Annotated in this window: 16 protein-coding genes, 1 tRNA gene and 1 pseudogene; 6 read left to right on the plus strand and 12 right to left on the minus strand. The window is 68.9% G+C overall.

Annotated elements, in window-relative coordinates; genetic code table 11:
- Nucleotides 1-189: 189 nt before the first annotated feature.
- Nucleotides 190-690, minus strand: coding sequence for a DUF3145 domain-containing protein (locus ACI78U_RS17695; protein WP_456876701.1), 501 nt, complete (start codon nt 688-690; stop codon nt 190-192).
- 353 nt (nt 691-1,043) lie between these two features.
- Nucleotides 1,044-2,156 (minus strand): GGDEF domain-containing protein, encoded by a 1,113-nt coding sequence (locus ACI78U_RS17700; RefSeq protein ID WP_456876702.1) that lies wholly within the window; start codon nt 2,154-2,156, stop codon nt 1,044-1,046.
- Between the two features lie 108 nt (nt 2,157-2,264).
- Here ACI78U_RS17700 and ACI78U_RS17705 point away from each other — a divergent pair, with 108 nt between their 5' ends.
- On the plus strand, nt 2,265-3,179 hold the full coding sequence (locus ACI78U_RS17705; protein ID WP_456876703.1) for a maleylpyruvate isomerase N-terminal domain-containing protein: 915 nt from the start codon (nt 2,265-2,267) through the stop codon (nt 3,177-3,179).
- Between the two features lie 5 nt (nt 3,180-3,184).
- On the opposite strand, the gene ACI78U_RS17710 is transcribed toward ACI78U_RS17705, so the two are convergent.
- Nucleotides 3,185-4,348 (minus strand): M23 family metallopeptidase, encoded by a 1,164-nt coding sequence (locus ACI78U_RS17710; protein ID WP_456876704.1) that lies wholly within the window; start codon nt 4,346-4,348, stop codon nt 3,185-3,187.
- Nucleotides 4,349-4,878: 530 nt separating this feature from the next.
- Here ACI78U_RS17710 and ACI78U_RS17715 point away from each other — a divergent pair.
- Both ACI78U_RS17715 and ACI78U_RS17720 read left to right on the plus strand, forming a co-directional pair.
- Entirely contained in the window at nt 4,879-5,040 is a 162-nt protein-coding gene (locus ACI78U_RS17715; RefSeq protein WP_456876705.1) for a DUF1707 SHOCT-like domain-containing protein, read from the plus strand.
- Nucleotides 5,041-5,121: 81 nt separating this feature from the next.
- A tRNA-Ile gene (locus ACI78U_RS17720) sits at nt 5,122-5,195 on the plus strand.
- 79 nt (nt 5,196-5,274) lie between these two features.
- On the opposite strand, the gene ACI78U_RS17725 is transcribed toward ACI78U_RS17720, so the two are convergent.
- A complete protein-coding gene (locus ACI78U_RS17725; protein ID WP_456876706.1) occupies nt 5,275-5,505 on the minus strand; it encodes a tyrosine-type recombinase/integrase in 231 nt (76 codons plus the stop codon).
- Between the two features lie 752 nt (nt 5,506-6,257).
- Between ACI78U_RS17725 and ACI78U_RS17730 the strand changes: the two genes are divergently transcribed.
- Together ACI78U_RS17730 and ACI78U_RS17735 are read left to right on the plus strand one after the other, a co-directional pair.
- On the plus strand, nt 6,258-8,435 hold the full coding sequence (locus ACI78U_RS17730; protein ID WP_456876707.1) for an AAA family ATPase: 2,178 nt from the start codon (nt 6,258-6,260) through the stop codon (nt 8,433-8,435).
- Nucleotides 8,432-9,493, plus strand: coding sequence for a 5-methylcytosine restriction system specificity protein McrC (locus tag ACI78U_RS17735; RefSeq protein ID WP_456876708.1), 1,062 nt, complete (start codon nt 8,432-8,434; stop codon nt 9,491-9,493). Before ACI78U_RS17730 ends, ACI78U_RS17735 begins: the two co-directional genes overlap by 4 nt.
- Nucleotide 9,494: 1 nt before the next feature.
- Here ACI78U_RS17735 and ACI78U_RS17740 read toward each other — a convergent pair.
- The 8 genes and pseudogenes from ACI78U_RS17740 to ACI78U_RS17775 all read right to left on the minus strand — a co-directional run bounded on the left by ACI78U_RS17740 (nt 9,495) and on the right by ACI78U_RS17775 (nt 23,327).
- Nucleotides 9,495-10,687: pseudogene (locus ACI78U_RS17740) on the minus strand (tyrosine-type recombinase/integrase).
- An 85-nt stretch (nt 10,688-10,772) separates the two neighbouring features.
- Nucleotides 10,773-10,985: a helix-turn-helix transcriptional regulator gene (locus ACI78U_RS17745; protein WP_456876709.1), complete on the minus strand. Its 213-nt coding sequence runs from the start codon at nt 10,983-10,985 to the stop codon at nt 10,773-10,775.
- Nucleotides 10,986-11,121: 136 nt separating this feature from the next.
- On the minus strand, nt 11,122-14,259 hold the full coding sequence (gene mobF / locus ACI78U_RS17750) for a MobF family relaxase (protein ID WP_456876710.1): 3,138 nt from the start codon (nt 14,257-14,259) through the stop codon (nt 11,122-11,124).
- A 705-nt stretch (nt 14,260-14,964) separates the two neighbouring features.
- Nucleotides 14,965-15,786, minus strand: a complete 822-nt coding sequence (locus tag ACI78U_RS17755; RefSeq protein WP_456876711.1) for a DUF6414 family protein — start codon at nt 15,784-15,786, stop codon at nt 14,965-14,967.
- Between the two features lie 219 nt (nt 15,787-16,005).
- Entirely contained in the window at nt 16,006-16,728 is a 723-nt protein-coding gene (locus ACI78U_RS17760) for a M48 family metallopeptidase (protein ID WP_456876712.1), read from the minus strand.
- Entirely contained in the window at nt 16,715-19,801 is a 3,087-nt protein-coding gene (locus ACI78U_RS17765) for a type I restriction endonuclease subunit R (RefSeq protein ID WP_456876713.1), read from the minus strand. Before ACI78U_RS17765 ends, ACI78U_RS17760 begins: the two co-directional genes overlap by 14 nt.
- Nucleotides 19,798-20,895, minus strand: coding sequence for a restriction endonuclease subunit S (locus ACI78U_RS17770; RefSeq protein WP_456876714.1), 1,098 nt, complete (start codon nt 20,893-20,895; stop codon nt 19,798-19,800). Before ACI78U_RS17770 ends, ACI78U_RS17765 begins: the two co-directional genes overlap by 4 nt.
- Nucleotides 20,892-23,327: a type I restriction-modification system subunit M gene (locus ACI78U_RS17775; RefSeq protein ID WP_456876715.1), complete on the minus strand. Its 2,436-nt coding sequence runs from the start codon at nt 23,325-23,327 to the stop codon at nt 20,892-20,894. Before ACI78U_RS17775 ends, ACI78U_RS17770 begins: the two co-directional genes overlap by 4 nt.
- 750 nt (nt 23,328-24,077) lie before the next feature.
- On the opposite strand from ACI78U_RS17775, the gene msrA reads away from it, so the two are divergent.
- A complete protein-coding gene (msrA, locus tag ACI78U_RS17780) occupies nt 24,078-24,593 on the plus strand; it encodes a peptide-methionine (S)-S-oxide reductase MsrA (RefSeq protein ID WP_456876716.1) in 516 nt (171 codons plus the stop codon).
- The last annotated feature ends 86 nt before the right edge of the window (nt 24,594-24,679 follow it).

Consider the following 24,679-nt stretch of genomic DNA (forward strand, 5'->3'; position numbering starts at 1 on the left):
CACACACCCGCGCGGTGGTGGAGGAGCAGACCCCCCCCCGCCGGGGGGGGGCGCCGCGCCTCTCGGGAGGCCGTCCGGACGCCGCTTCCCCGACGGCGTCCGGACGACCTGGCCTGGAGCCTACGACGCCGGGGCGGGGAGCCTCACGTCGTCGTGCCTCAATCGTGACGGAGGAGCCCGGCGCCGGCCTCAGACCACCTGGTGCAGCCAGGTCGTCTGGCTGCCGTCACCGGCGTACCGGTAGACCTCCAGGTCGGCGTCCCAGGCCGCACCGAGGAGCTGGTCGACCCCGTGGCGGAACGCCTCGGCCGACGTGGCGGTCGCCGCCAGCGTGCGCAGCTGCTGCTCGGTCACCACGATGTCGCCGTTGGCGCTCGTGGGGGCGCGGAAGACCCCGTGGCCGGGCACGTAGGACATGCGCTCGCCGTCGTTGCCGTGGCTGGCCTCCTCGGTCACCTCGAAGCGCAGCATCGGCCACGCGCGCAGCGCGGCGACCAGCTTGGCGCCGGTACCGGGCGCACCGGTCCAGGCCACCTCGGCACGGAAGGCACCGTGTGCCGCGGGCTGGTCGGCCCACGACAGGGAGACCGGCGCGCCGATGACGCGCTCGAGCGCCCACTCGACGTGCTGGCAGAGCGCCTTCGGGCAGGAGTGCACGAAGACGACACCCTGGGTAGACCGTCGCTGCACGAGGCACCTCCATCGACTCGATCGGTCTCGTCTTCCCCAACGGACGATCGATTCGGTGACAGGCTGTGGTCAGCTCCGGTGGACCAGGGACGCACCGACAGTGTGCACGATGAGGCACCGGTCGCGCCAGTGCGGATGCGGCGGCTGGTGCGGATGTGGTCCCGCGCACCCCTGCCGCCACGGAAGTGCTGGTCAGCGCCATACCACGGACGCCTCGCCCGTGCCCAGGCACCCCTGGGCGGCCCTGACGGTACACCGGGCACCCGGTCACGCGCGGTCGCGGCCGAACGTGTCTCGCAACCCCCTGCCGGGGCCGCCGGTCACACTCGGTCACCGCCACGCGGGTGGAACGGTCACCGTACGAGATCGTGTACCCGGTCCCCGCCGGCCGCCTTGGCCCGGTACATGGCCGCGTCCGCCCGGTGCAGCACGTCCGCGACGTCGTCGTCCGGGCGCACCAGGGCGCAGCCCACGCTGGCGGTCACCCCGCAGCCGGCACCGGCCTCGGCGACGGCGTCCCGCAGGCGCCCGGCCAACGCCGCGTCGTCGGCGGGCGCCGGGGAGCCGGCGAGGACGGCGAACTCGTCGCCGCCGAGGCGGGCCACGGTGTCGGTCTCGCGGACCGCGGCGCCCAGCGCGGCGGCGGCCCGGCGCAGGACGGTGTCCCCGGCGGCGTGGCCGTCCCGGTCGTTGACCGCCTTGAACCCGTCGAGGTCGACGATGCAGACCACGGCGCGCTCGCCGCGGCCGGCGCGGCCGACGGCGCCCGCGACGCGCTCGAGGAAGACCCGGCGGTTGGGGACACCGGTGAGCGGGTCGGTGGTGGCCAGCGCCTGCTGGGTGCGCAGCAGCAGCACCATCCGGTCCTGAGTGGCCCACTGGTTGGCCGAGGTGAAGGCGCAGATGAGCGTCACGGTGACCAGGACGGTGGCCACGAACATCGAGTGGGAGTCCAGCGGACCGGCGACCACCAGCGCGTAGCAGGTGGTCGTGGCGATGCCGGTGAGCAGCACGCCGGCGGGCGGGTAGGCCACCGCCATGAAGACCAGGTTGAGGAAGTAGAGGACCCAGAGCGGGCTCTCCGCGCCGCCGTCGATCCGGGCCGCCACGGTGACGACGGCGGTGACGGCGGCGCTCCAGGTGTAGAAGAACAGGCCCCCGCGCAGGTCGTAGACCATCGAGCGCAGGGGCAGCAGGAGCAGCAGCGGCACCCCGAGGACCACGGACGAGGCCAGGACCAGCAGCACCGGGTGCCGGTGGCCGGCCGTCGGCGTCAGCAGCGTGTAGGCCAGCGAGGCCAGGCCCGCCACCTCGCTCAGCAGCACCCCGGTCTGCACGTGGCGGACCCAGAAGCGGGCGCGGTCCTCGGCGTCGGCCAGCGGCCGGTACAGCCCCGCGCCCAGCCAGCGGGGCGCGCGGCGCAGCAGCGCACGCAGGGCTCCCCCGCGCGCCACGCTCCCCGTCACCGCCGTGCTCACCCCCTGGGGTACGGCAGGACCCGCCCCGCCCTGCACCCCGGGCCCGCGCGGCTCCCCCGTCCGGGTGCCCCGCCGCCCGCTGGGTAGGGCCCGGTCATGGGAGCGAGGGACGCAGCCGGCCGGCCGCGCGGCCTGGCCGCCGCCGGACGCGACGTGGTCGGACCGCTGGTGCTCGGCGCCTGGGACGCCTTCCTCGAGCAGGCGGCCGCGGTCGACCTCGACCGGCCCACCCGGCTGTCCGGCTGGCGCGCGCACGAGGTGTGCGTCCACCTGGGCGCCTGGCCCGACCACGCCGCGCTGGAGGACCTGCAGGCCTCCGCGCGCGCCGGCGGCACCGGGACCCCTCCGGACGTCGACGCCACGAACGCCCGGGTGACCGCCGCCCACCGGGACGCGCCCCGCGAGGAGGTCCTGGCGGCGCTGCGCCGCAACCGCGAGGCGACGGTGCGCTACCTCGCCGACGCGCCGGCCGAGCTGGACACCGCGCCGACGGTCTCCACGGTGGGCCGGCTGCCGCTGCTGTCGGTGGTGCTGGGGCAGGCCTACGAGCTCGCCGTCCACGGCCTGGACCTGGTGCCGCTGGGCGCTCCCCCGCCGTCTCCGCCGGTGCTGCAGGCGGGGCTGGCCGCGCTCGCGGAGGTCACCGGGGCGCTGGCCGCCGCGGCGGGCATCTCCGGCGGCGCGACCCTGTTCACGCCCGACGGCGGGTGGACCTTCGCCGCGGACCCGCCGGCCTGGACGGTGCGGCGGGTGGACGGGGAGCGCCCGCCCGGCGCGGTCGTCGAGGCGCCCGCCGACCTGCTCCTGGACGCCGCGTCGGGGCGGGTGAACCCGGCCGCCGCGCTGGTGCGGCGGCGGCTGCGGGTGCGCGACCTGCCCGAGCTGGTGCGGCTGGCGCCGATCGTCGAGTCCGTGCCCGGGATCCCGGGCGGGCCGATCCTGGCGCTGGCCGCCCGCACCGTCGGGGGCGCCGGTGACCTGCTGGGCCGGCTGCGCGGCCGCCGCGGCTGAGGCCGCTAGCAGGCGCCGCCGAGCGAGACGCCGTGCGCCTCCAGCCACGGCACCGGGTTGACCCGGCTGGCGTACAGGCCGCCCTCGTGCACCTCGAAGTGCAGGTGCGGGCCGGTCGACTGGCCCTTGTTGCCCACCGTGGCGATCTGCTGACCGGCGCCGACCACCTCGCCCGCCGACACGGTGAAGGTGTCGACGTGCCCGTAGAGGGTGATCCGGCCGTCGCTGTGCTGGACGTACACGGCCTGGCCGAAGCCGCTGGCGGGGCCGGCCTGCAGGACCACGCCGCCGTCGGGGGCGTACACGGGCGTGCCGATCGGGGCGGCGATGTCCACGCCCTGGTGCATGGTGCCCCAGCGCGGGCCGTAGCAGGAGGTGACCCGGCCGGTGGTCGGCGCGATGCCCCCGCCGGCGGAGGACTGCACGTTGACCGCCGCCTGCTGCTGCGCGGCCTGCTGCGCGGCGTAGGCGGCCTCGGCGTCGGCGATGCCACGCAGGCGCAGCAGCTCGACCTCGGCGGCGCGCAGCTGCTCGTCGAGGCGGGCCTTCTCCGCGGCAACGGCGTCGTAGTCGGCCTGCGCCTGCGCCAGGCGGGCGTCGGCGGCGGCCTGGGTCTCGGCGGCGGCACGGGCGGCGGCGTCGCGCTCCTCGACGGCGGCACGGGCGGCGGCGTCGGCCGCGGCCTCCTGCGCCTCGAGCAGCTCGTACTCCTCCAGCGTCTCGGCGCGCTGGTCGCCCAGCAGGTCGAGGGTGGCGGCGCGCTCGAGGACCTCGCGCGGACCCTGGCTGTCCAGCAGCACCGAGGCGGTCCCGGCGAGCTCGCCCCCGCTGCCCATGTAGGCCTCGCGGCCGAGCTCGACGACCTCGTCCTCCGCCTGCGCGACGGCGTCCCGGGCGGCCTGCAGCTCGGCGGCGGCGAGCTCGGCCTGCTGCTGGGCGGCGGCCAGCTCGGCCTGGGCGACCAGCGCGGCGTCCGCGGCGGCCTCGGCCTCGACGGTCATCCGCTGCAGCTGCTCCTCGGCGGCGGCGACCTGGGACCTCACCCGCTCGACCTCGGCGACGAGAGCCTGCTCGGTGGCCTCGGCGGCCGCGACGTCGTCGTCCGGGTCGGCGAGGGCCGGGGCGGACGCGGTGAGCAGGAGGCCCAGAGCGGCGCCGGTGGCGACCACGGCACGACGGATGCGGCGGGCGGAACGCGGGCTGGTCCGGTGGTGCAGGGACGCCAAGACGGCGGATCTCCGTTCCTCGGGTCCGCTTCCCGGGTCACCGCCACGTCCGGAGTGGACGCGCGGCTCACCCACGTGTGCCGTACGCGGGCGCGACCGAACAGGGGCCTCGGAGAGGTCCCGGGTCCCGGCGCGGTGGCCGGCGGTCAGGCGGGGTCCGGCCGGTGTCCTCGGGGATCGAGGCGCGTAGGGCCCGGCAGGACCGTCGGCGAACGTACTACGCCGAACGCAGGTCAGGTAACGAAACGGTCAACTACTTGGCGCGCCTGCTTGCACGACCGGGCCCGTGACCTGCGTGTCTCACAGCGCGTGTGGGATGCCGCACGCTCAGCCAGAGTCACCCCCTCGGCTCGTCGCCCCCGTGACCCCACTCACAGATGGCTGACAGTTACCGCGTGCATCCTGGCGCGCCCTACCCGTGCAGGAGGAGGGGAAACACGGACGGATCCGGGGCGCCCCAGCCGGCGCCTCCGATGCGGGCGTCCGACGGCGACCGGGCGGCCACGGTCCAGGTGCTGCAGGACGCCGTCGCACGGGGGCTGCTCACACCCGACGAGGGCAGCGACCGGATGGCGGCGGCCTTCGCCGCGGTGCACCTGCGCGACCTCTGGGGGGAGCGTCCCGGGCCCGACTGAGCCGGAGTCGTCCAGGGGACGGCGCCACCGCCCCGGGACGCCACTCCCTGCAGGACGTCGTCTGGCAGGCTGGCACCGTCCGGGGCGGTAGCTCAGCCGGTCAGAGCACGGGACTCATAATCCCTGGGTCGTGGGTTCGAGCCCCACCCGCCCCACCGATATAAGTGCTGGTCAGAGGCCGGTGCTTGATTGTTGATCTTGACGACTCGGTCCCGTGCCCACACGGTGCCCACACTACCCACCGTGACGTCTCGTGACTGACGCCTGGTGGGCCGCGTTCATGCGATCAGTGAAGGCGCCGAGGTCGTCGTCGAAGAGCCCGGAGTACACGTCGAGGGTCATCGCCGCGGAGGCGTGACCGAGCATCCGCTGGACCGCCTTGACCTTCACGCCGCTGGCCACCAGCAGGCTCGCGCCGGCATGCCGGAGGTCGTGCGGGCTGAGGTCCTCCAGCGTTGCGGCCATGGCCGCCGGCTCGAAGAACCGCCGCGGGAAGTTGCCCAGCGCAGCACCGCGCCACCCGGGGAAGTCAGGACGAGGTCGTCTGGGCCCTTGCCCTGACAGCGGCGGGACAGGGGCTCGACAAGGATGCTCGGGATCGGCACGGTGCGCTGCTGGTGCGTATTGGGCGCTCCGTACTCGACGGTGCCACCGACCTCCGTTGCGCTCTCAGCAACCGCCACCGGTAGTAGGGCTGGCGGACGATCTTGAGAACCCGGCACGTCACCGCGACGAGGATCCCGTCGACCGCGACTCACGGACGAGCGGGTAGGTCCTTTCCCGGCAGATTGGCCTGGGACGGGTACGCCGCAGCCTGCGCAGGACTTCGTTCTCCTGCTCGAGTAGCCGAATCCGTTTGCGGGCCTCCGCAGGTCCGCGTTCTCCCCAGCGGTCGTCCTGGGCCTGACTCCGTCTCCGGCGTCGGCGGCCTTCATCCAGTTCGTCGGACACGACTCGCTGATCTCGACATCGGCTGCGATCTGCTTCAGAGGTGAACATCCTTCCAGCGGCACCTTTCGGCCCGTGAACATCGCTGCACAGGGGCTGGCACCTTCGTCAGAACGATGGACCCAGCGGGAAGGCGGATCGGTGCCGACCCGCGGCCGTGGAACCGGCCAGTCCACCGTGCCGGGCTGAGCTTGGTGGCCCTTGACGCCGCCTCGCTGCCAGCAGTCGACGCTGTAGGCCTGCTCTCAGTCGGCGGATAGCATCCGAGCATGGCGACATGGGGGATCCACAACAACCAGCCAGCGATTGACCCTCGGGTGGACAAGGCAGTGCGCATTGGTTGGGACAAGGTTGGGGACCTATCGACGATCGCGCCAACCCGGGACGCGTTCAAGGCAGCACTGGTCACGAAGATGCCGGAGATCAGCGAGGAGAAGATCCCCAGCCAAGCTGGCACTTTGTACCGCTTCGTGCACACCATGGAGATCGGCGACGTGGTCGTCTGCCCGGACCGCGCCACCAACACTTTGGACATCGGCCGGGTGTCAGGTCCCTATGAATTCCACCCCGAGAGCGCGGTTCACAAACATTGGCGCACGGTGACGTGGGTACGCACAGGCGTCCCGCGCAGCGAACTCTCCGAGGCGGCGCAGGAAGAGATCAGCGCTGCCACCACGCTTTTCACCGTCAAGACCGCTGAGGACGAACTCGAGCATCTGCTGACGACTCCCCAGCCAGGCGGCAGTCCCGACTTCTCGTGGACCGACTTCTACCCCCGCCTCGCCGACGCTCTACTGACCTACCATGACGACCACGGTGCGCTGCTAGCCAAGATGTGGGCAGTGGCCAGCGCATCCGGGCGCCCCCAGCTCTTCAAGTACCTCCGGTCCGATCGCCTTACCGACGGCACCCGCGGGCCACTCCGAGACGTCGACCCCTTCACCGTCCTCGGCTCCTTCAACCGGGGCATCAAGCAGGAGGCGCGTGCGCTGATCGCGGAGGCGTACGGCCAGGCGCTTGACGTCGCTCCTCCGTACCCGCGCTCCTTCGCTGGTGTGCCAGTGCTCAACAACCTCAACTCCTGGTTCATCCCTTGGGAGATCGAGCGTGGAGATCGCGCCGTCGCATCGTTGTGGGAGCTGGCCCGCGCCGCAGTCAACTACGCAGCGGAGGCGAACGAGGGGACGCGCGAGCGGCTGGTCGCGGCGTTCGATGCGTGTGCCCATGGCGGTACCCGCAAGCTCACGATGGGCATCTACTGGATCAGACCGCAGACCTTCGCCGCGTACGACTCCACCAACACTGCGTTCTTCAAGAAGGAGTTTCCGGAGCTCGCCGCCAAACTGTCACTCAACGCCACCATCGACGGAGAGCAGTTCCTCGCCAATACCGAGGCGGTCGCGGCCTGGCTGGCCGACGTTGACTCGCCGTATAACTCCATCCCCGAGCTTTCGCAGGCTGCGTATAACGCCCTGACTTTCGTCACGGCGGAACTGGATCCGGACACGCTGGCAGACGATCCATTGCCGCTCACCACCGACGCAGTCGTCGGAGTGCCCGGCGAGACGTACGACATCAACTCAATCCGCGACGACGGTTGCTTTATCCCCGCAGCCGAGCTAGAGCCGATGCTCGAGCGACTCCGTAGCCGTAAAAACATCATTCTCCAAGGGCCACCAGGCACTGGCAAAACCTGGCTGGGACGCCGACTGGCGTGGGCATTGTGCAACGAGCGGGGTAGCAAGCGGGTGCACGTTCTTCAGTTCCACCCGTCGCTCACCTACGAGGACTTCGTGCGGGGATGGCGCCCCTCCAGCAACTCCGGGCTCGTACTGTCTGACGGTCCGTTCTTGGACATGTGCACGAAGGCGAGGGCCGACCCCGAGCACCTCCACGTCCTCGTGATCGAGGAGGTCAACCGGGGTAATCCCGCCCAGGTGTTCGGGGAACTGCTGACGCTCATCGAGGCTGACAAGCGCGCTCCTGAGCAAGCAATGAGCCTCGCCTACCCTCGCCCCGACGAGGAGGCCTTCTTCGTCCCGAAGAACCTCTATCTCATCGGGACCATGAACGTCGCTGACCGCTCCCTGGCCATCGTGGACATGGCCCTGCGGCGCAGGTTCGCCTTCATCGAGCTCAAACCGTTGTTCGGCGAGGACTGGGTGGAACACGTCAGCGGACTCGGCTACGACCGCGAGCTACTCGAGAAGTACAGCGAGCAGCTTGGGGTGTTGAACGATGCAATCACGAAGGACAGCGCCCTCGGACGTCAGTACTGCGTTGGTCACAGCTACTTCACACCCACAGTCGCCCTCGAGACCGGACTGACCACGGACGCGTGGTGGCGCCGCGTAGTCGACACCGACGTCCGCCCGCTGCTCGAGGAGTACTGGTTCGACCGGCCGGAGCTGGCTGAGGCCGCGTGCCAGAAGTTGCTGGGGTCGTGACACTCCAGATCCCCATCCGCAATGTTTGGTTGCTTCAGCTCTATGCGTCATCGCTCTACCGCAGTGATGGCGCCGGCCTCGCCGCCGCTGAGGACGATCCAGAAACGCTCCCGGACCTAGTCGCGAGGATCCTGGCCGACGACGTAACGGTGCGGCTCCACACTGGACTCTCGGTCGGTTTTAGTCGGACGACGCGGGCGGTCACGCGAGTCCGGGGACGTATCAACGTGCTAGCGACCGAGCGCCGTCAACTGCTCAGCCGAGGTCAGATCAGCTGCACCTTCGATGAGGTCGTCACCGACACGCCGGCCAATCGTCTCGCGAAGGCAGCGCTCGAGAAGGCGGCCGCGCTAGTACCGCAGCAGCCGCGTTACCGGTCCCTAGCCCTCCAGATGGGAGCCGCCGGGGTGGGCGGTCCCTGTCCGCCGCTCGGCGCAGCGTCAGCAATGCAGCGAGAGCGACTGCTCGCCCGTGACCGCAGGATGATTGCGGCGGCGGAGCTCCTGCTCACCCTGACGATCCCGACGACCGACGCCGGCACCAAGATGCTGCCCCTCCCCTTCCTCGGCGACCACTATCTCCGCGACCTGTTTGAGCATGCGGCATACGGCTTTTACCGTCACCGAATGGCGCCCCAGGGCTGGGATGTGCAACACGGTAAGCGGCTCTATTGGGACATCACGCGTGCGTCCCCGGGGATCGCAGCCATCCTGCCTGGGATGTTACTCGACATCCGGCTACGTCACCCTGACCCGTCAGGAGCGGGACCAAGACAGATTGTCATCGACACCAAATTCACGTCGGTGACCAAGCCGAATCAGTTCGGCAAGAAGGCTCTGTCGAGCAACTACGTCTACCAGATCTACGCCTACCTGATGTCCCAGGACGCCTACGAGGCCGGGGCGAAGTCGGAGGGACTGATGCTCCACCCCATCGTCGACGGCGACCTCGACGAGGAGGTGGTGATCCAAGGGCACCGGATCCGGTTCGCCACCGTCGACCTCACCGCGAACCCGGCGGCGATGGCTGACCAGTTCCTCAGGGCCGTGCGGGAGTAGGCTACTTCGTGAGCCGAGCCCGTCCAGCGGGCGGATTTGAGCGACCAACCACGCCTGCTGTGGCACCGCTTTCTATAGGACGCAGACCTGCTCCTGCACGCCCACCGTTACGTCTTGTTACGGACGCCTCGTGGGCGAGATCCATGCGGTCAGCGAGGGCGCCGAGGTCGTCGTCGAAGAGCCCGGAGTAGACGTCGAGGGTCATCGCTGCGGAGGCGTGACCAAGCATCCGCTGGACCGCCTTGACGTTCGCGCCGCTGGCCACCAGCAGGCTCGCGGCGGTGTGCCGGAGGTCGTGCGGGCTGAGGTCCTCGAGCCCGGCGGCCATGGCCGCCGGGTCGAAGAACCGCCGCCGGAAGTTGCCTGAGCGCAGCACCGCGCCGCCCGGCGAAGTCAGGACGAGGTCGTCCGCGCCCCTGCCCTGACAGCGGCGGGACAGGGGCTCGACGAGGATGCTCGGGATCGGTACGGTGCGCTGCTGGTGCGTCTTGGGCGCTCCGTACTCGACGGTGCCGCCGACCTCCGTGGCGCTCTCGGCGACGGTGAGCCGCTTGCGGAGGAAATCGACCCGGCGGACCCTAAGGCGGCCATCTCGCCGAACCGGAGGCCGGTGTACGCCAGCAGGCGGACGACGTCGCCGTACTCCCCCGCCGCGTCCGCCAGCCGCTCCACCTCCGTGCGGGTGAGGAACCGGGGATCGGCGCGCCGGGCCCTGGGCAGCGGCACGCCGGATGCCGGGTTGCGCGGGATGCGCCCGTCGCGGACGGCGAGGGTCAGGACGAGTGCGAGGACGCGGTGCGCCTGCCGCACCGTCGCCGGCGCGAGACCGCCGGCGACCAGCTGGGCCACCCACGCGGCGACCTCGGCATGGGTGACGTCGGCCAGCCGGTGCCGACCCCAGCGCGGCAGGATCTGGACGCGCAGCAGCGACCGGTAGCGGTAGAGCGTGCTGGGCTTCAGCCCGGTCTGCGCTGCGAGCCACTGCTCCGCCCAGACATCGACGGTGACCCGGCCACGCTCCGGCGCCGTCCAGGTCTGCGTGACGATCGCCGACGTCTGCTCGTCGAGCCATCGTTGGGCGTCGACCTTGCGCATGAATCGCTTCTCGTGCTGCCGCCCACGAGCATCCCGGTACCGCGACCGGTACCGCTTGCTGCCGTCGCTGAGCACGTCCACGGTGATGCTGCCGGCCATCAGATGACCGTGCCCATGGCGGCGCCCCGGGTCAACGCCGTCTCGGGCTTCCGTGGAGGCCGGCACGCCTGTGGACGACGCCCGCTCATCGACGGTCGAGGGGCTGGGCGTGCTGTTGCGCGATCCAGGCGTGGAGGTCGTCGGCGCGGTACAGGACGCGGCGGCCGAGGCGGAAGCTGCGGGGGCCGGTGCCCAGGTGGCGCCAGTACCGCAGGGTGGCGACCGGCGCACGGAGGAGGTCCGCCGCTTCGGTGATGGTGAGCAGCTCGGGTTCGCGGCCGGCGAGATGGTCGGTCATGGTCGGCTCCGGTCGTGGTCGGATGGGCTGGCCCCCGTCACCTGTAGAAGGCGCCAAACGAAGCCTCATTGGTGACAGCCGACCGCAAGATCCTGCCGAAACTCTCCGGTTGGCCTGCAGCTCTCTGAGGCGCGGCTCATCGCCCGAGGCCGGGGGACGCGCCGCCCCGGGCGAGAGAGGGGCCGCGGCGCTCGGACTCCGGCCGCGGTACGCCGGGGTGCACGGCGGCCGGTCGCGGGGCTGCCGGGAACGGGGAGCGATCGGCGTCCCGGGCGCGCCACGCGTTGCGTTCTGCGAGGAGCCGATCGGCGGGCTGGTCGAGCAGGGCCGGGTCGGCCAACAGCCGGGCGATGCGTTCCCGCGCGCCGGCCAGCTCGTCGCCAGCGGCCGCGATGCCCCGGTCGACATCGACCAGCCGCTCGGCAGCGCCCAGAGTGCGGCCGAGCACACCGACCTGCGTGAGCTTCTGAGCGGCCCGACGGGCGACGACAGCGCGCAGCGTGTCGTGCTGCGGCTGAAGGCTGCCCAGCCGATCCAGGCAGCGCTGCTCGACCGTCCACGCCTCGCGCAGCTCGGCGAGCACCTGGTCGAGCGGGCGGGGCTGGGCGTAGCGGGCGGCTTCGGCGGCGGCGAGCTGCGCGGCGTGGCCGGGGCCCAGGTCGGCCCGGTCGCGGCCGAACACCGCTATCCACTGCTGCCGCGCCTCGGGCAGGTCGGTGGCCACCAGGTGCGCGGTGTTCCCGGTGCGGCCGCGGGTCATGCCGACGTAGGCCGACGCGGCGCCGGTGTGCTCGCCGAGCACCACGTGCGCCGAGGTGACGGTGTCGCCCTGCACCCCGTGCGCGGTGCTGGCGTAGGCCAGCTCCACGTGGGCGGTGACGTAGCCAGCGGGCAGCAGCCGCTCCTCCGCTCCCGCCGGGGTGACACCGACTGGAGCGACACCGGCCGGGACCGCGCCGGTCGGGGTGACGTCGGCCGGGACGACGGCCAGCGCCCCGGAGGAACCGACGGCGGTGACGGTCCATACATCCCGGTTGGCCACGCCCAGGGCTCGGTCGTTGCGGCGGGTGGCGATCCGGTCCCCGGCGCCGATCCGCTGCCCCGCCCCAGTGACCGCGACCCGGACGTCAACGACGAGCCCGTCGGCGACTCGCCTCTCCCGGATCGCGGCACCCAGTTCTCCGGCCTGCTCGCGGGTGTCCACCACGATCGCTGTCTGCTCGCCCCGGCAATGGTGCTCGGCGGCCAGGGCGGCCAGCGCCTCCCGCAGCGCGGCTTCGTCGGCGTGCAGGCGGACCTGGCCGCGGACGGCCAGCGCGTCGAACACCCGGCCGGGATCCGATCCGTCGCGCATGGCCAGGGTCAGGTCGGCGTACTCGGTGTCGGGCACCGTCTGCCCGGCCTGGAGGGTGCGGGTGAAGCGGTGCACCCGGTCGAGGGTCATGTGCGCGGCCGGGTCGACCCGGCGCACGGCGAGGTCCAGTACCCCGCCGCGGCCGACGGCGGCGAGCTGGTGACGGTCACCGAGCAGCACCACCCGGACGTCGTGCTCGTCGGCGACGACCAGTAGGGCTCGCGCGGTGTCCTGGTCGAGCATCCCGGCCTCGTCGACGACCAGGACGTCCCCCGGCCGTAGCCGCGCGTTCTCCCCGGGTCCGGCATAGAGCCGGCCGGTCGCCGGGTCGGCCTCACCGGGGGTCAACCGGGTCCAGGCGCCGTCGTCGGTCCAGCGCCAGCCGTGCTGGAAGGCCAGCCAGGCCGCCGAGCCGGCGCTGGCGCCGACCTCGGCGGAGGCGACCCTGGCCGCCTTCAGGGTGGGGGTGACAACCACCAGCCGCCGTCCCCGCTCCTCCAGTCGTCGTCGGGCCGCGGCCAGGGTGGTGGTCTTGCCCGCGCCGGCCGCGCCCTCCATCACGACGAGAAGTCGGTTCCCGGTGAGCGCGGCCGCGGTCGCGGCCTGACCGGCATCCAGCCGCTCCCGGCCGGCCACCCGGTCCGGCCGCAGGTCGGTATCTGCACCCTGGTGGCCGCCGCGGGCGGCGAGGCGGGCGACCAGGTCGGCCTCGACCTCCAGCACCGCCGGAGAGGTCCAGGCCCGGACGTGCTCGGGCACCCCGTCGCGCGCCAGCAGCGGAAGGCAGCGGGCCAGAGCCCGCGCGGTGAGGTCCTCGGCCAACTCGCTACGGACCGCGGCGTCGGCGACGACGCCCGTAGCGGCGATCAGCCGTTCGGCCTCGCCGCGCAGGTCGGCGGCGTTCCAGGCCGAGCGGTCGGCGGCCAACCGGGTGAGCATCTGGCCGGCGGCCCGGTCGCGGTCCAGCGCGCCGATCGGGGTGGGCCGCAGCTCGACCGGTCGGTCGGGGGCGAGGTATCCAAGGGCGGCCAGCTCGGCCCGCCACCGCACGGTCAGGTCCGCCCCCGAGCGGGGGGTGACCTTGTCCGGGCGGCCGTCAGCCCATGCGCGGGCATCCCAGGCTCGCCGCAGCGCCGGCCCCGGGGATTCGCCGGGGTGCGCCGCGGTCCAGTCGCGTTCGTAGCGAGCCAGATTGCGCCCGATCTGCGCCGCCCGGGCGCTGAACGGACCGATGTACTCGGCGAGCTCCAGTATTTCTCCAGTCGCATCCAGGGTGTAGCCGTGGGTGGCCAGGGCGGCGCGGAATTGCGGGTCGCAGGCGACCGCGGCGTGCCCAATGCCGTTGATCGCGGCGAGGAAGTCGCGGACGCCGACGGTGTGCAGCCCGCGCCATTGGTCGGCGGCGAACACCCGGGCGTTAAGTTGCAGGTGCAGATGCCGGTGCGGATCTCGGGCGCGGGAGGTGTAGTGCCGCACCGTCACCGCCTCCAGCACTTCGAGCGGCACCTGCACCTGCCCGCCGCGCGGGCCGATCCGGGTGGTGGCGTGCCCGGAGAGCCACCGGATGATCTCGACCGCGGCGCGGTCCTGGGCGGCGTCGTAGGCGGAGGCGACGTCCGGGTGCACCGCGGCGGCCAGGGACCAGGACTTCGGGCCGTTGACCACCACCTCTACGAACCGCACTGCACGCTCGTCGGTACGCAACCGGCCCCGCGCCTGCCCGGTGTCCGGGTCTTGGCCGGCCACCCAGCTCTCGTAGGTGTCACCGGTCAGCGGCGCTCGCTCCTTCACCCGTCCGGCGATGGCCGTGAAGCGGCGGGCCAGGCCGGTGCCCTCGGCCAGATAATAGTCATCCGCCCGTCCCCGATCGGCCTCCAGGTACGCCCGGGCAGCCGCTGGCGGACCGGCGTAGACCTTCATTCCGCCATGCAATTTCCACGCCACCCAACAATGACCAACAGGTCGCCCCAGGAAACGACGATGGGCCCCGCGACGCGGGCACCGAGCTACCTCTATTGGTAGCATGCGTGCCGCTCTTTGGGTGGATCTTCACGCACCGCAGGCTCGGCGGGCCAGCGGATTCTGCGGGGCGTCGAATCTCGGATTGCTCGGACACGTTAAGAGACGTTGATGATTGGACTCACAGGCTGGCCCCGTAGTGACCTCCGCTCCGCTCCCCATAGCCAGCCAATGCCTGCTGCCGCCGCGTCGAGGCAAGGGTGGGCCGAAGGCCCATCGCGAAGCGACGCGCAGCGCCCTTGCCGCGGCCAAGGCAGCAGGCACCCTGAGGCTGGTGGGGAGCGGGTCTCCAGCCTGTCCGCGGCAGGTCCATCCCAGCCGAGCGACGCCCCATGAGGTCCGACAGTGCGGCTCTTTCCGCCCTTAGGTCACGACTTCGATGAGGCCGGCAGTCGCGGACCGACCACGTCATCGACGTCTAGCAACACAAGTCGCACGGGCAGTGGACGGCCAACGTGCAGCAGTGCCCCAGCTGCGATCAGACCCGCGGGGTCGTCAGCTCCGCGCGACAGAGGGAGTCAAGGAGCGAAGGCGCAAGCAGCACCCGACCAGGACCATGCGGGGCTCTGACTCGAATCGCGGTTGCTGGGGACGCGGGCGGCAGCGTCACCAGAAGATGGCGACTACTTCGACGTCCAGGAGACGGTCATCACGGCGTTCGCCAGGGTCAGGGTTCCTGTTGTGATTGGCAGGGGCCCGCTCAAGGCCCGGGAAGAGCGGAAGGCCAACTGCAGACCGAGCCTCCCGTCTCGCAACGAGATCCTCATCGGGGTCAAGAATGGGCTTGCCCGCCCTTCCCTCGACCACAGCCCGGACAGCAGTAAAGGCACGGCGCTGGCCAGACAGCGATGTGGGGTCGATCTCGGCTGCCCTCACCGAAAGGGCGACCTCCGCCTCCTCGGCTACCCCCAGGCTCAACTCTGCCTTTCGGGCTAGCTTTTGCTTGTACAGATTGAGTGCATCTTCCAGCGGATCCTGCTCATTCCCCTGAGGCGCCAAGACTTTCATGCCACCCAAGCCCGTACGACTAGCTTCGTTGATCTGATCGACGAGGGTGGGGACAACGTCACGGAAGAGATCCGCCAATTTCACGGGCGTCCACGTGGCGTGCAGCCGGTCGCGCGCCACCCGACAGAGCATGGTGACCCTCGCCGAGGAGAAGAGGACGCGGCGGATGTCTTTCCAGTAACCGATATGCTCAGTAACGCCGACGACCTCCAGCGGCCGCCGGTGAACGTGCAGGTCTGAGATTGCGTCATTGCGGACGACGTATTCGATGCCATCGACTTCGATAACCGAGAGGTCGACGGCCCTCGCCCGGATCGGGATGAGGCCCGCCAGCAAGCGCTGCAAGATCTTGTTGACCGGCTGAGCGTCCTGGAGCGCCGTCCGTGCGGCGCCGAATAGTTCGGGCTGCTCCTCGGCCATAGAGGTGTACTCCGCAGATCGCATCGGGCGCTAGCGCCCAACCGTTCTCGCCGACAAGGACAACGTCGCCCCGCTCCAGGGAGACCGGTTCTCTGAGCGAGAAACGCGCCGTTCCGCCGTTTGACAAGCGGCCAAAGAAGGCCAATCCCCCCTCGAGAACCTCAAGAACCTTGATCAGGTTTCCTTGGAAGGAATCCTCGATCTCACCCTCAGCGTCAGTCATGTCCACGTCTCCTCGGCAAGCGGAGCGTCGTTGAGCTGATCGCGCCTCGCCCGCCAGTCGGGCAGGTGCCGGTCCATAAGCTTGGTGAACCGCTCCCCGTGGTTGCGCTCCAGAAGATGCGTCACCTCGTGGACGACGATGTATTCGAGGCAGTCGGGGTGCTTCTTGGCGAGTTCGAGGTTCAACCAGATGTGGCCGGTTTCGCGGTTGCACGAGCCCCACTTAGTCTTCATGCGGCGGATGCTCCAGCGGGGCACCTGCCGGCCGATCGTCTCCTCCCACTGGGCGATGACGCCGGGAATGCGTCGGCGAAGCTGCTCGCGCCGCCAGCGCTGAAGGACCTCGCGCCGGCTGTCCGCACTGCTCCCTTCGGGCACATAGAGCAGCAGTCGCTCTCCGTCGAGCTCGACATGGGCGCGGCCGGGGCGCTCGATGACCTTGAGGCGGTGGCGGACGCCCCAGACGTAGTGGGACTCCCCGCTGACCATCTCGCGCTCGGACTGGCGCTCGGCGGAGCGCAGTTGCTCGCGTTGCTTCTTGATCCAGGGAAGTCGCTGGACGACGGCCAGTCGAACGCGGTCGTCGTCGAGCTTGAGGGGCGCGGCCACGCGCACGCGGCCGAGTGGCGGGTAGACGCCGATGTGCAGGTTCTTGATGTCCTTGTAGATGACGTCGACATCGATGCCGCGGACAGTGAGGTAGGCACTAGCGGTACTCATGGCGTGCCTTCACCAGTTCAAACAACTCATCGAAGCGGTCGAAGTCAGCTGGCAGCGCCCGGGCAAGGGCGCGGCGGACCTTCTTCTCCTTGATGGGGCTGCCGACCCATGAGTCGGGCTTGGTGTGTCGGATCGTCGTATCGATCTCGACGGCGATCTCGATCTGCGGGTAGAAGAAGTCGATCAGGGCCTTGCGGGCGCCGTTGTCGGCCCACTCGGGGTACTCGGTGTCCGACTCCCCCTTGCCCAGCTTGGTGGCGTGCTCCAGCAGCTTGGCCAGGTAGTCCTTGTAGTCCAGCGCCCCACGGCGGCGCTCCTCGAGGATGGCGTCGAGCAGCTCCGACATCTTGTCGTAGTACTTCGGATTCATCGCGTGCTCGTCGATGATCACCTTGCGCATGTTGTTGGTGATCGTCTCGGCGACGGCCTCGGGATCCTTCTTGATCCCCTCGGGGAGCTTGTCGACCGCCCCGGCGCCCAGCTCGACGATAAGTTGGATGAGCCCGGTGTCCTTGAAGTTGGACAGGACCTCGGACGGTTTGGCGCTGATGTAGGTGTCGAGCAGGTGCCGCATGCCGGCCTCGTACTGCTTGAAGTCGACGTCCTCACCGGCACCGAGCTTCACCTCGTCACGCACGTTGGCGTAGTGACCGATCTCGGCCTTGATGGACGCGGCCTCGGCGTCGCTGTAGCCGGCGGCGTCCATCTCGTTGGCTAGGTTGCCGTAGGCGCGGGTCACCGCCGCGACCGCCTTGTAGAGCTCCACCCGCTTCGGCTCGTTGGCCTTGAGCTGCTCGGCATTGCCCTGCTCCAGTGCGCAGAAGTACTGCTGGTACTGCAGCGTGTTCTTCGGCGGTGCGACCGGCTCACACAGGGCGCGGATGGCCTCCAGTGCCTCGTCGAGGTCGGCGCGCGCCTTCTCGATCCGGTCGGATAGCAGCCCCTCGATGTCCTGCTTCTCGTAGCCGTCAAGCGCGCCGCTGGTGTAGTCGGTGATGGCCGACTCCAGCGAGTTGAACAGGTCGCGGTAGTCGACGATGTAGCCGTAGTCCTTGTCCTCGCCGTCCAGCCGGTTGACCCGGCAGATGGCTTGGAACAGGCCGTGGTCGCGCATCGGCTTGTCGATGTAGAGGTAGGTGGCGCTCGGGGCATCGAACCCGGTCAGAAGCTTGTCGACCACGATGAGCAGCCGCATCTGGCCCGGCTGCTTGACGAACTTCTCTTTGACCTGGCGCTCGAACTCTTCAACCTTGGTCATCGCGACGTCGGCGGGCTCGTCGAAGTAGTCGGCGAGCATCTGCCGGTAGATGTCGTACTGGCGCAGCTTCTCCGTGGCCCCGGCGCCGGCGTCCTCCTTGGAGATGTCGCCCGCCTGCGGCGCGTAGCTGGTGATGATGGCGCACTTGCCCTTGAAGCCGGCCTGGCGGAACAGCTCGTAGAACTTGCAGGCCTGGTAGATGCTCTGGCCGACCAGCATGGCGTTACCACGCCCGTCAGACAGGCGCGGCTTGATCTCCATGTCGAGCAGGATGTCGTCGACGATCTGCCGGGCCCGAGGTTCGGACGAGACGACCTTCTGCAGCGTGCCCCAGCGCTTCTTCAGCTCGGCCCGCGACAGGTCGGTCATGCCTTTGGTCTTGGCCTCGAACCATTTGTCGACCTTCTCCGGGCTGGTGAGGTCCTGGTCGATGTTGCGGGCCTCGTAGCGCAGGTCGAGCACGACGCCGTCCTCGACGGCCTCGTCGAACTTGTAGGTGTGGATGAAGCTGCCGAACGTCTCGATGCTGGTGGCCTTGTCCGCCTTGAGCAGCGGCGTTCCGGTGAAGCCGATGAACATCGCCTCGGGCAGCAGCTGCTTCATGGCGGCGTGCATCTTGCCCGACTGGGTACGGTGCGCCTCGTCGACGAAGACGAACAGGTTGCCCTTGGTCTTGAAGTCGCTCGGGACGCTGGCGTTAAGCTCACGAATGAATTCGCCATCGGCGGCGTCCCGGACCGAGTCGTCGTCCGAGCCGCGGAACTTGTGCACCAGCGAGCACATCAGCCACTCCTCGGATGCGTTCAGGGTGGCCAGCAGGTCCCCGCCGCTCTTGGTGCGGTAGATGGCCTCGTCCACCCCGCCGAAGACCTGCTCGATCTGCTCGTCCAGCTCGGTGCGGTCGGTGATCAGCAGGACACGCGGGTCCTTCTGATGCTCCCGGATCCACTTGGCCAGCCAGACCATCGTCAGCGACTTGCCCGAACCCTGGGTGTGCCAAATGATGCCGCCTTCGCGCTTGGCGATGCGCGCCTGGGCGGCCTTCACCCCGAAGTACTGGTTGTGCCGCGCCGTCTTCTTCACCCCGGCGTCGAACACCATGAAGTCGTGGATCAGCTCGAGCAGGCGCTGCTTGGAGCACAGCTGGGTCACCCCGCGGTCGAGCGGGTCGGCGATGTCCGAGGGCTCTTTCCAGTCCAGCCAGTACTTCTCCGGGGTGTCGATGACGCCGTAGCGAAGGCCTTCGACGTCGTTGCCGGCCATGACCAACTGCACCGTGGTGAAGAACGACCGGATGAAGTCGCGGGACTGGTTGCCGATCGTCTGCCGGATGCCCTCGGAGACGGCCACCTTTGAGCGCTTCAACTCCAGGGTCACCAGCGCGATGCCGTTGACGTAGAGCACCACGTCGGGACGCTTGGTGTGCTGGCCCAGCACGGTGACTTCTTCGGCGAGCGCGAAGTGGTTGGCCTCGGGGCGAGCCCAGTCGATGAGCCAGACCGTCTCGGTCTGCTCGCCGATACCCGGCTTGACCTTCACCCCGTAGCGGAGCAGGCCGTAGACGTCGCGGTTGGCTTCATAGAGGCCACGTCCGCCACCGAGTGAGGCGTCGCTCCTCAGCTTGTCGATCGTCTTGTTGATCAGGTTGTCGTCGTACGCGCGAGCACGCAGGCTCTGCGACAGCAGCCCGACCTCCACGTTCGAGTTGCCGTCGCGGTACTCCCAATTGCCGAGGTACTCGTAGCCCAGCCGCTCCGCGAACAGCTGAACGACGCGGTCCTGAGCCAGGCGCTCAAGCTGACCGACGTTGGTCATGACACGGCCTCCACGGGCAACCGTGTGCGACCGGTGAGCAGCTGCTGCATCATGCCAGTCTTCAGGTCACGGGCCTTCCTGAGTCGCTCATGCAGCAGCGCGATCTCTCGGTCCACATCATCGAGCACGTCGCGAATAGCGATCTGCTCAGCGATTCCGGGAAGTTTCACCTCAACACCCTCGATGCGAGTCGAGCTCAGGCTGGGCACTCCGGATGCCTCGTTCATAGATCGCCAGTCGACCGTCAGGAATATGTAGTAGAGGAATCGCGGGTCAGCGGTCGGCGAAATGTCAGTGTAGAACAGCGTGTCGACAGTCCAGAATGGGCGATCTTGGAATTGAGGTCGATCAATCGTCCCTTTCCGCCCAATGAGCACCGAAGGCTTGCTGTAGAGTGGAGTATTCGTCCATCCAATCTGCCCGCCGGTGGCAAGGATTGGATATCTCCCAGAAGGCACCTCGACGGCCCGCTGGTTTCTCCCGTGACGCACAGTGAGCACGTCCCCGAGACGAGAGAATTGCCACCGGCCATTGAAGGTAGGCAAGCGTGCGCGGCCAGTCAACAGCTGCTGCATCATGCCCTGCTTTATCGCCTGCTTCTTGTCAATCAGTCGTTCGAGCAGCGCGATCAACTCATCGACGTCGCCGAGTGCCTTCGCAATCTGACGCTGCTCTCTAAGGGGCGGCTTGGCGACGCCGATCCTGAGGCATGACCGCTTATTCAACTTCGGTTGAGCCGTGCCGGTGTTTAGGTCTGCATAGTCGAGGCTCTCTAGATATTCCGCTAGAAAATCAATATCGAAGCCCCGACGAGGTCGAAGGACATGGGCGTGATTGTTTACCCAGGACTTCCCGGAGATCTTGAACGCTAACGGGACCACCCTACTAAGGATATTCTCCCCGTCCTCACCAAGCAGGATCAAGTCCTCATCGAAGAGATATCTGTTGACGTGATCAACGATTCCAGATGCTCCGTAATAGGGGACTGAGCCGCGCATCTTTGCTCGATCGCCAACCTTGACTGGTCGTCGTCGGGAATCAAGAAACTCGACCGCATCCCCCAGGCCCACTTGTTCCCATACTGGGCGGGTCATGACCTGACTCCCATGGCCGCCAAGTGCTCAGCAACCTTCTCGTCGAGGCGCCTTAGCTCAGCGTCGAGCGCGCTCGCGGTCTCCGCGTACCGCTGACCGAGTTGCCGGATCCGCTGGACGAGGGCGAGCGTGAGCGCCGTGGCCTCGCTGGCGACGCGGGTGGCGATGGTGGCATGCCACTTGTCGTCGAGCACCAGTTGCTTGACTTCCGGCGTCGTCAGCTCGCCGTACTTTTTCAAGGCGGCGAGGTCGAGTGCTGCCTGCGCGTCCTTGGCTGCCTTCTTGGCGGTCGCCTCGCTGTCGTAGAGAGAAAGCAGGCGCTCCAGCGCCTCGATCTCTTCGGCTTCCGCGCCCTCGCGCTTGGCCACCTTCAAGCGGGCCACGACAAGCGCCCTGCTGACCTTCTCGTCGTCCATGGCGTCCGCCAGCCGACCGTCCTCGACGGCGTGCTCTTCAACGAACTCCTCGACCGCCCGAGATGCCTCCTCGGCCGCCAGGGTCAGCCTGTCGACCTCGGCCTGCTCGTCGGCAAGGAACCGAGCAACGACAAGCGCCGGCGGAATGAGGTCCATCTTGTACTTGGTGGCACCGCGACCGGAGCCAACGACGAGGTCGGGGGTCTCCGAGAGCTTGCGCTCCTTATCCTCGATGGTCTTGCGCGGCTTGGCCGCATCCAGCCAGCCGTCGTTCATCACGAGGAAGACGTCGTCGTGCATGACGTCATGCCAGTAGGTCATCAGCTGTTCGTAGACGTCGTACTCGTCGAGCAGCGGCACGTTGTTGAAGCGGGCGAGCAGGTCGTCACCAAGGCTGGCGATGAGTTCCTTGGGCACGGTCGTGCCGTCGATGGCCTGCAGGATCGGCCGGTGAGCGGCGAACCAGTCGTCGACGATGGTGCCGGCCTCGCTGGCGAACTTCTTGAACTCCTCGGAGTCCAGGATCGCCTGCTGGACTTGCTCCACCCTGATGGCTAGGTCGCTGTAGCCGGGACGGTTGTCCTTGAACAGCCTGGCTCGGAGTGAGGGGAACGCATCCCAGTAGCCGGCGAGTGCGTCGAGGTCGCAGTTCGGGATGCCCCCGTGCAGGTGCGCGTTGAGGTCCTGCAGATCCTCGGGTTCGCTAGAGTCGATGTAGCGCGGGATGTTGAGGTTGTAGTCGTTCTTCGGGTCCGCGATCTCCGCGAGGGGCACGATCCGCGAGTAGCGGTCGATCTCAAGCTGACGCGTGAAGACATCGACGATCTTGTGGATGTCCTGGCTGCGGAGGCGGTTCTTGGGGCCATCCTTCATGAAGCCCTTGGAGGCGTCGATCATGAAGACGCCGGTCCGCGCCTGGGCGTTCTCCTTATCCAGCACGACGATGCAGGCCGGGATGCCCGTGCCGTAGAAGAGGTTGGCGGGCAGGCCGATGACGCCCTTGATGTAGCCGCGTCGGAGCAGCTCCTTGCGGATGGTCGCCTCGGCGTTGCCGCGGAACAGGACACCGTGCGGCAGGATGACCGCCGCCTTGCCGGTGCTCTTGAGCGACTTGAGGATGTGCAGCAGGAAGGCGTAGTCGCCGTTCTTCTCCGGGGGCCTGCCGAACTCGAAGCGGCCGTAGGCGTTCTCCAGACCGTTGCTCCAGGACTTGATGGAGAACGGCGGGTTGGCGACGGCGAAGTCGAACGTGCGGAGCTGCCCACCAGCCGTGAACTGCGGGTTGGTGATCGTGTCGCCCTTGCGGATTTCCGCGTCCTCATTGCCGTGCAGGATCATGTTCATCCGAGACAGCGCCCAGGTGGCGTTGTCCTTTTCCTGGCCGTAGATGGAGATGCCGCGCGGTGCCTCGTCGGCCACCTTGAGTAGGAGCGAGCCCGAGCCGCACGTGGGGTCGTAGACGGTGTCGTCCTGTCGCGTGTTCGGCCCGATGCCGATGACCTTGGCGAGGATGCGGGAGACCTCGGCCGGCGTATAGAACTGCCCCTTGCTCTTGCCCGACTCGGTGGCGAAGTGCCGCATCAGGTACTCGTAGGCGTCACCCAGGAGGTCGTCGCCTTCGGCGCGCGAGCCACGGAAGTCGAGGTCGGCGAAGATCGTGACGAGCTTGGAGAGCCGGTCCTGCATCTCCTTGCCCTTGCCGAGCTTCTCCTCGTCGTTGAAGTCGGCCAGGTCGATGACCTTCTCGAGGCCGTTGGCTTCGGCTAGCTTGCCGATGATCTTATTGATCTTGTCGCCGATTTCCTTGTCGCCCTTGAGCGCGACCATGTCGTCGAAGGAGCCGCCGGCCGGGACGTCGATCAGACTGTTGCGGTCGGTCTTGGCCTTGTCCGTCACGTACTTCACGAAAAGCAACGTGAGGATGTAGTCCTTGTACTGGCCGGCGTCCATGCCGCCGCGCAGCTCATCGCAACTCCGCCACAGCGAGCTGTACAGGTCTGACTTCTTGAGAGCCACTACCACGTCACCCCCTTCATCTGCAGGGTGGACCCAACCGTCGGCGTGGGGGCGGCCTCAGCCCGTAGGAGCGCCCGAGTGGGCGGACGGAGGGCTGACTGCCCCGATACCTGCACGACCGACATCAAACTGCTCGCCCTCCCAGGTAGCCGACGGAGGTACGGCCGGATCCACGGACGGTCCCGGCGGGGCTACACGCAGCGACCCTATGCGCGGCCTGCGACAGATCCGGAACGCCACACGCCCGCACCTCGCTTCTGAGGGTCGCCGACGCCTCGGCCTGGAGCCATTCCGCGGGAGGCCTCTGGCCAGCGCGCAGCGCGGACATCACCGCAGCCGAGAACGTGTCCAGCACACCGCCGGGGAGTGACCCAATCGGCTTCTGCCGGGATGGGCGATGCAGGATACCCGCGCCCGGTATGTGTACCCGCCGCGCCCACACCGTGCCCACACCGTGCCCACAAAAGGGCCGTTTCGGACCATCGATGACCAGCGGCCGCCAACCATGAAACCGCAGGTCAGAGAGCAAATCACCGATAATCATGCAGGTCAGCGGAGGGCCCTGAGATACCTCATAATCCCTGGGTCGTGGGTTCGAGCCCCACCCGCCCCACCGACATCCGTGCAGGTCAGCGCGGCAGGATCCGGCGCGCCTCGACGCCCCCGGGATCGTCCCTGCCATGACGCAGGGCGGAATCCCGGCAGGCGCCGTGGCGTTCTGCCAGCGTCCCGAACAAGGAAGGGCAGACGATGACCACTGAGACGGCGATCCTGGCCGGCGGTTGCTTCTGGGGTGCGCAGGACCTGCTGCGCAAGCGCCCGGGGGTGGTGTCGACCCGGGTCGGTTACTCGGGCGGTGACACGCCGAACGCCACCTACCGCAACCACGGCGACCACGCGGAAGCGGTCGAGGTCGTCTTCGACCCCGACGTGATCTCGTTCCGCGAGCTGCTGGAGTTCTTCTTCCAGATCCACGACCCGACGACGGTCGACCGTCAGGGCAACGACGTCGGCCGGAGCTACCGCTCGGCGGTCTTCTACACGAGCGACGAGCAGAAGCGCGTCGCCGAGGACACGATCGCCGACGTCGACGCGTCGGGGCTGTGGCCCGGCAAGGTCGTCACCGAGGTGACCGCGGCCGGCCCGTTCTGGGAGGCCGAGGAGGAGCACCAGGACTACCTGCAGAAGTTCCCGTACGGGTACACCTGCCACTACGTGCGGCCGGGCTGGGTGCTGCCGCGTCGCCAGGAGCAGGCGACCCAGTAGGCGTCCCCTCCCAGGGCCTCCTCTCCCAGGGCCTCCCCCGGGGGCCCTGGGAGGGTCTCGCCCGGCACCACCGAGCACGACGGTGC

Source organism: Geodermatophilus sp. SYSU D00710, from assembly GCF_054050195.1.

What these genes read in the sequence shown, in the direction of transcription:
- ACI78U_RS17705 (WP_456876703.1), top strand. Translation starts at nt 2,265, where the DNA reads ATGGGAGCGAGGGACGCAGCCGGCCGGCCGCGCGGCCTGGCCGCCGCC.
- ACI78U_RS17715 (WP_456876705.1), top strand. Translation starts at nt 4,879, where the DNA reads ATGCGGGCGTCCGACGGCGACCGGGCGGCCACGGTCCAGGTGCTGCAG.
- ACI78U_RS17725 (WP_456876706.1), bottom strand. Translation starts at nt 5,505, where the DNA reads ATGGCCGCAACGCTGGAGGACCTCAGCCCGCACGACCTCCGGCATGCC.
- ACI78U_RS17730 (WP_456876707.1), top strand. Translation starts at nt 6,258, where the DNA reads ATGGCGACATGGGGGATCCACAACAACCAGCCAGCGATTGACCCTCGG.
- ACI78U_RS17745 (WP_456876709.1), bottom strand. Translation starts at nt 10,985, where the DNA reads ATGACCGACCATCTCGCCGGCCGCGAACCCGAGCTGCTCACCATCACC.
- mobF (WP_456876710.1), bottom strand. Translation starts at nt 14,259, where the DNA reads ATGAAGGTCTACGCCGGTCCGCCAGCGGCTGCCCGGGCGTACCTGGAG.
- ACI78U_RS17755 (WP_456876711.1), bottom strand. Translation starts at nt 15,786, where the DNA reads ATGGCCGAGGAGCAGCCCGAACTATTCGGCGCCGCACGGACGGCGCTC.
- ACI78U_RS17760 (WP_456876712.1), bottom strand. Translation starts at nt 16,728, where the DNA reads ATGAGTACCGCTAGTGCCTACCTCACTGTCCGCGGCATCGATGTCGAC.
- ACI78U_RS17765 (WP_456876713.1), bottom strand. Translation starts at nt 19,801, where the DNA reads ATGACCAACGTCGGTCAGCTTGAGCGCCTGGCTCAGGACCGCGTCGTT.
- ACI78U_RS17770 (WP_456876714.1), bottom strand. Translation starts at nt 20,895, where the DNA reads ATGACCCGCCCAGTATGGGAACAAGTGGGCCTGGGGGATGCGGTCGAG.
- msrA (WP_456876716.1), top strand. Translation starts at nt 24,078, where the DNA reads ATGACCACTGAGACGGCGATCCTGGCCGGCGGTTGCTTCTGGGGTGCG.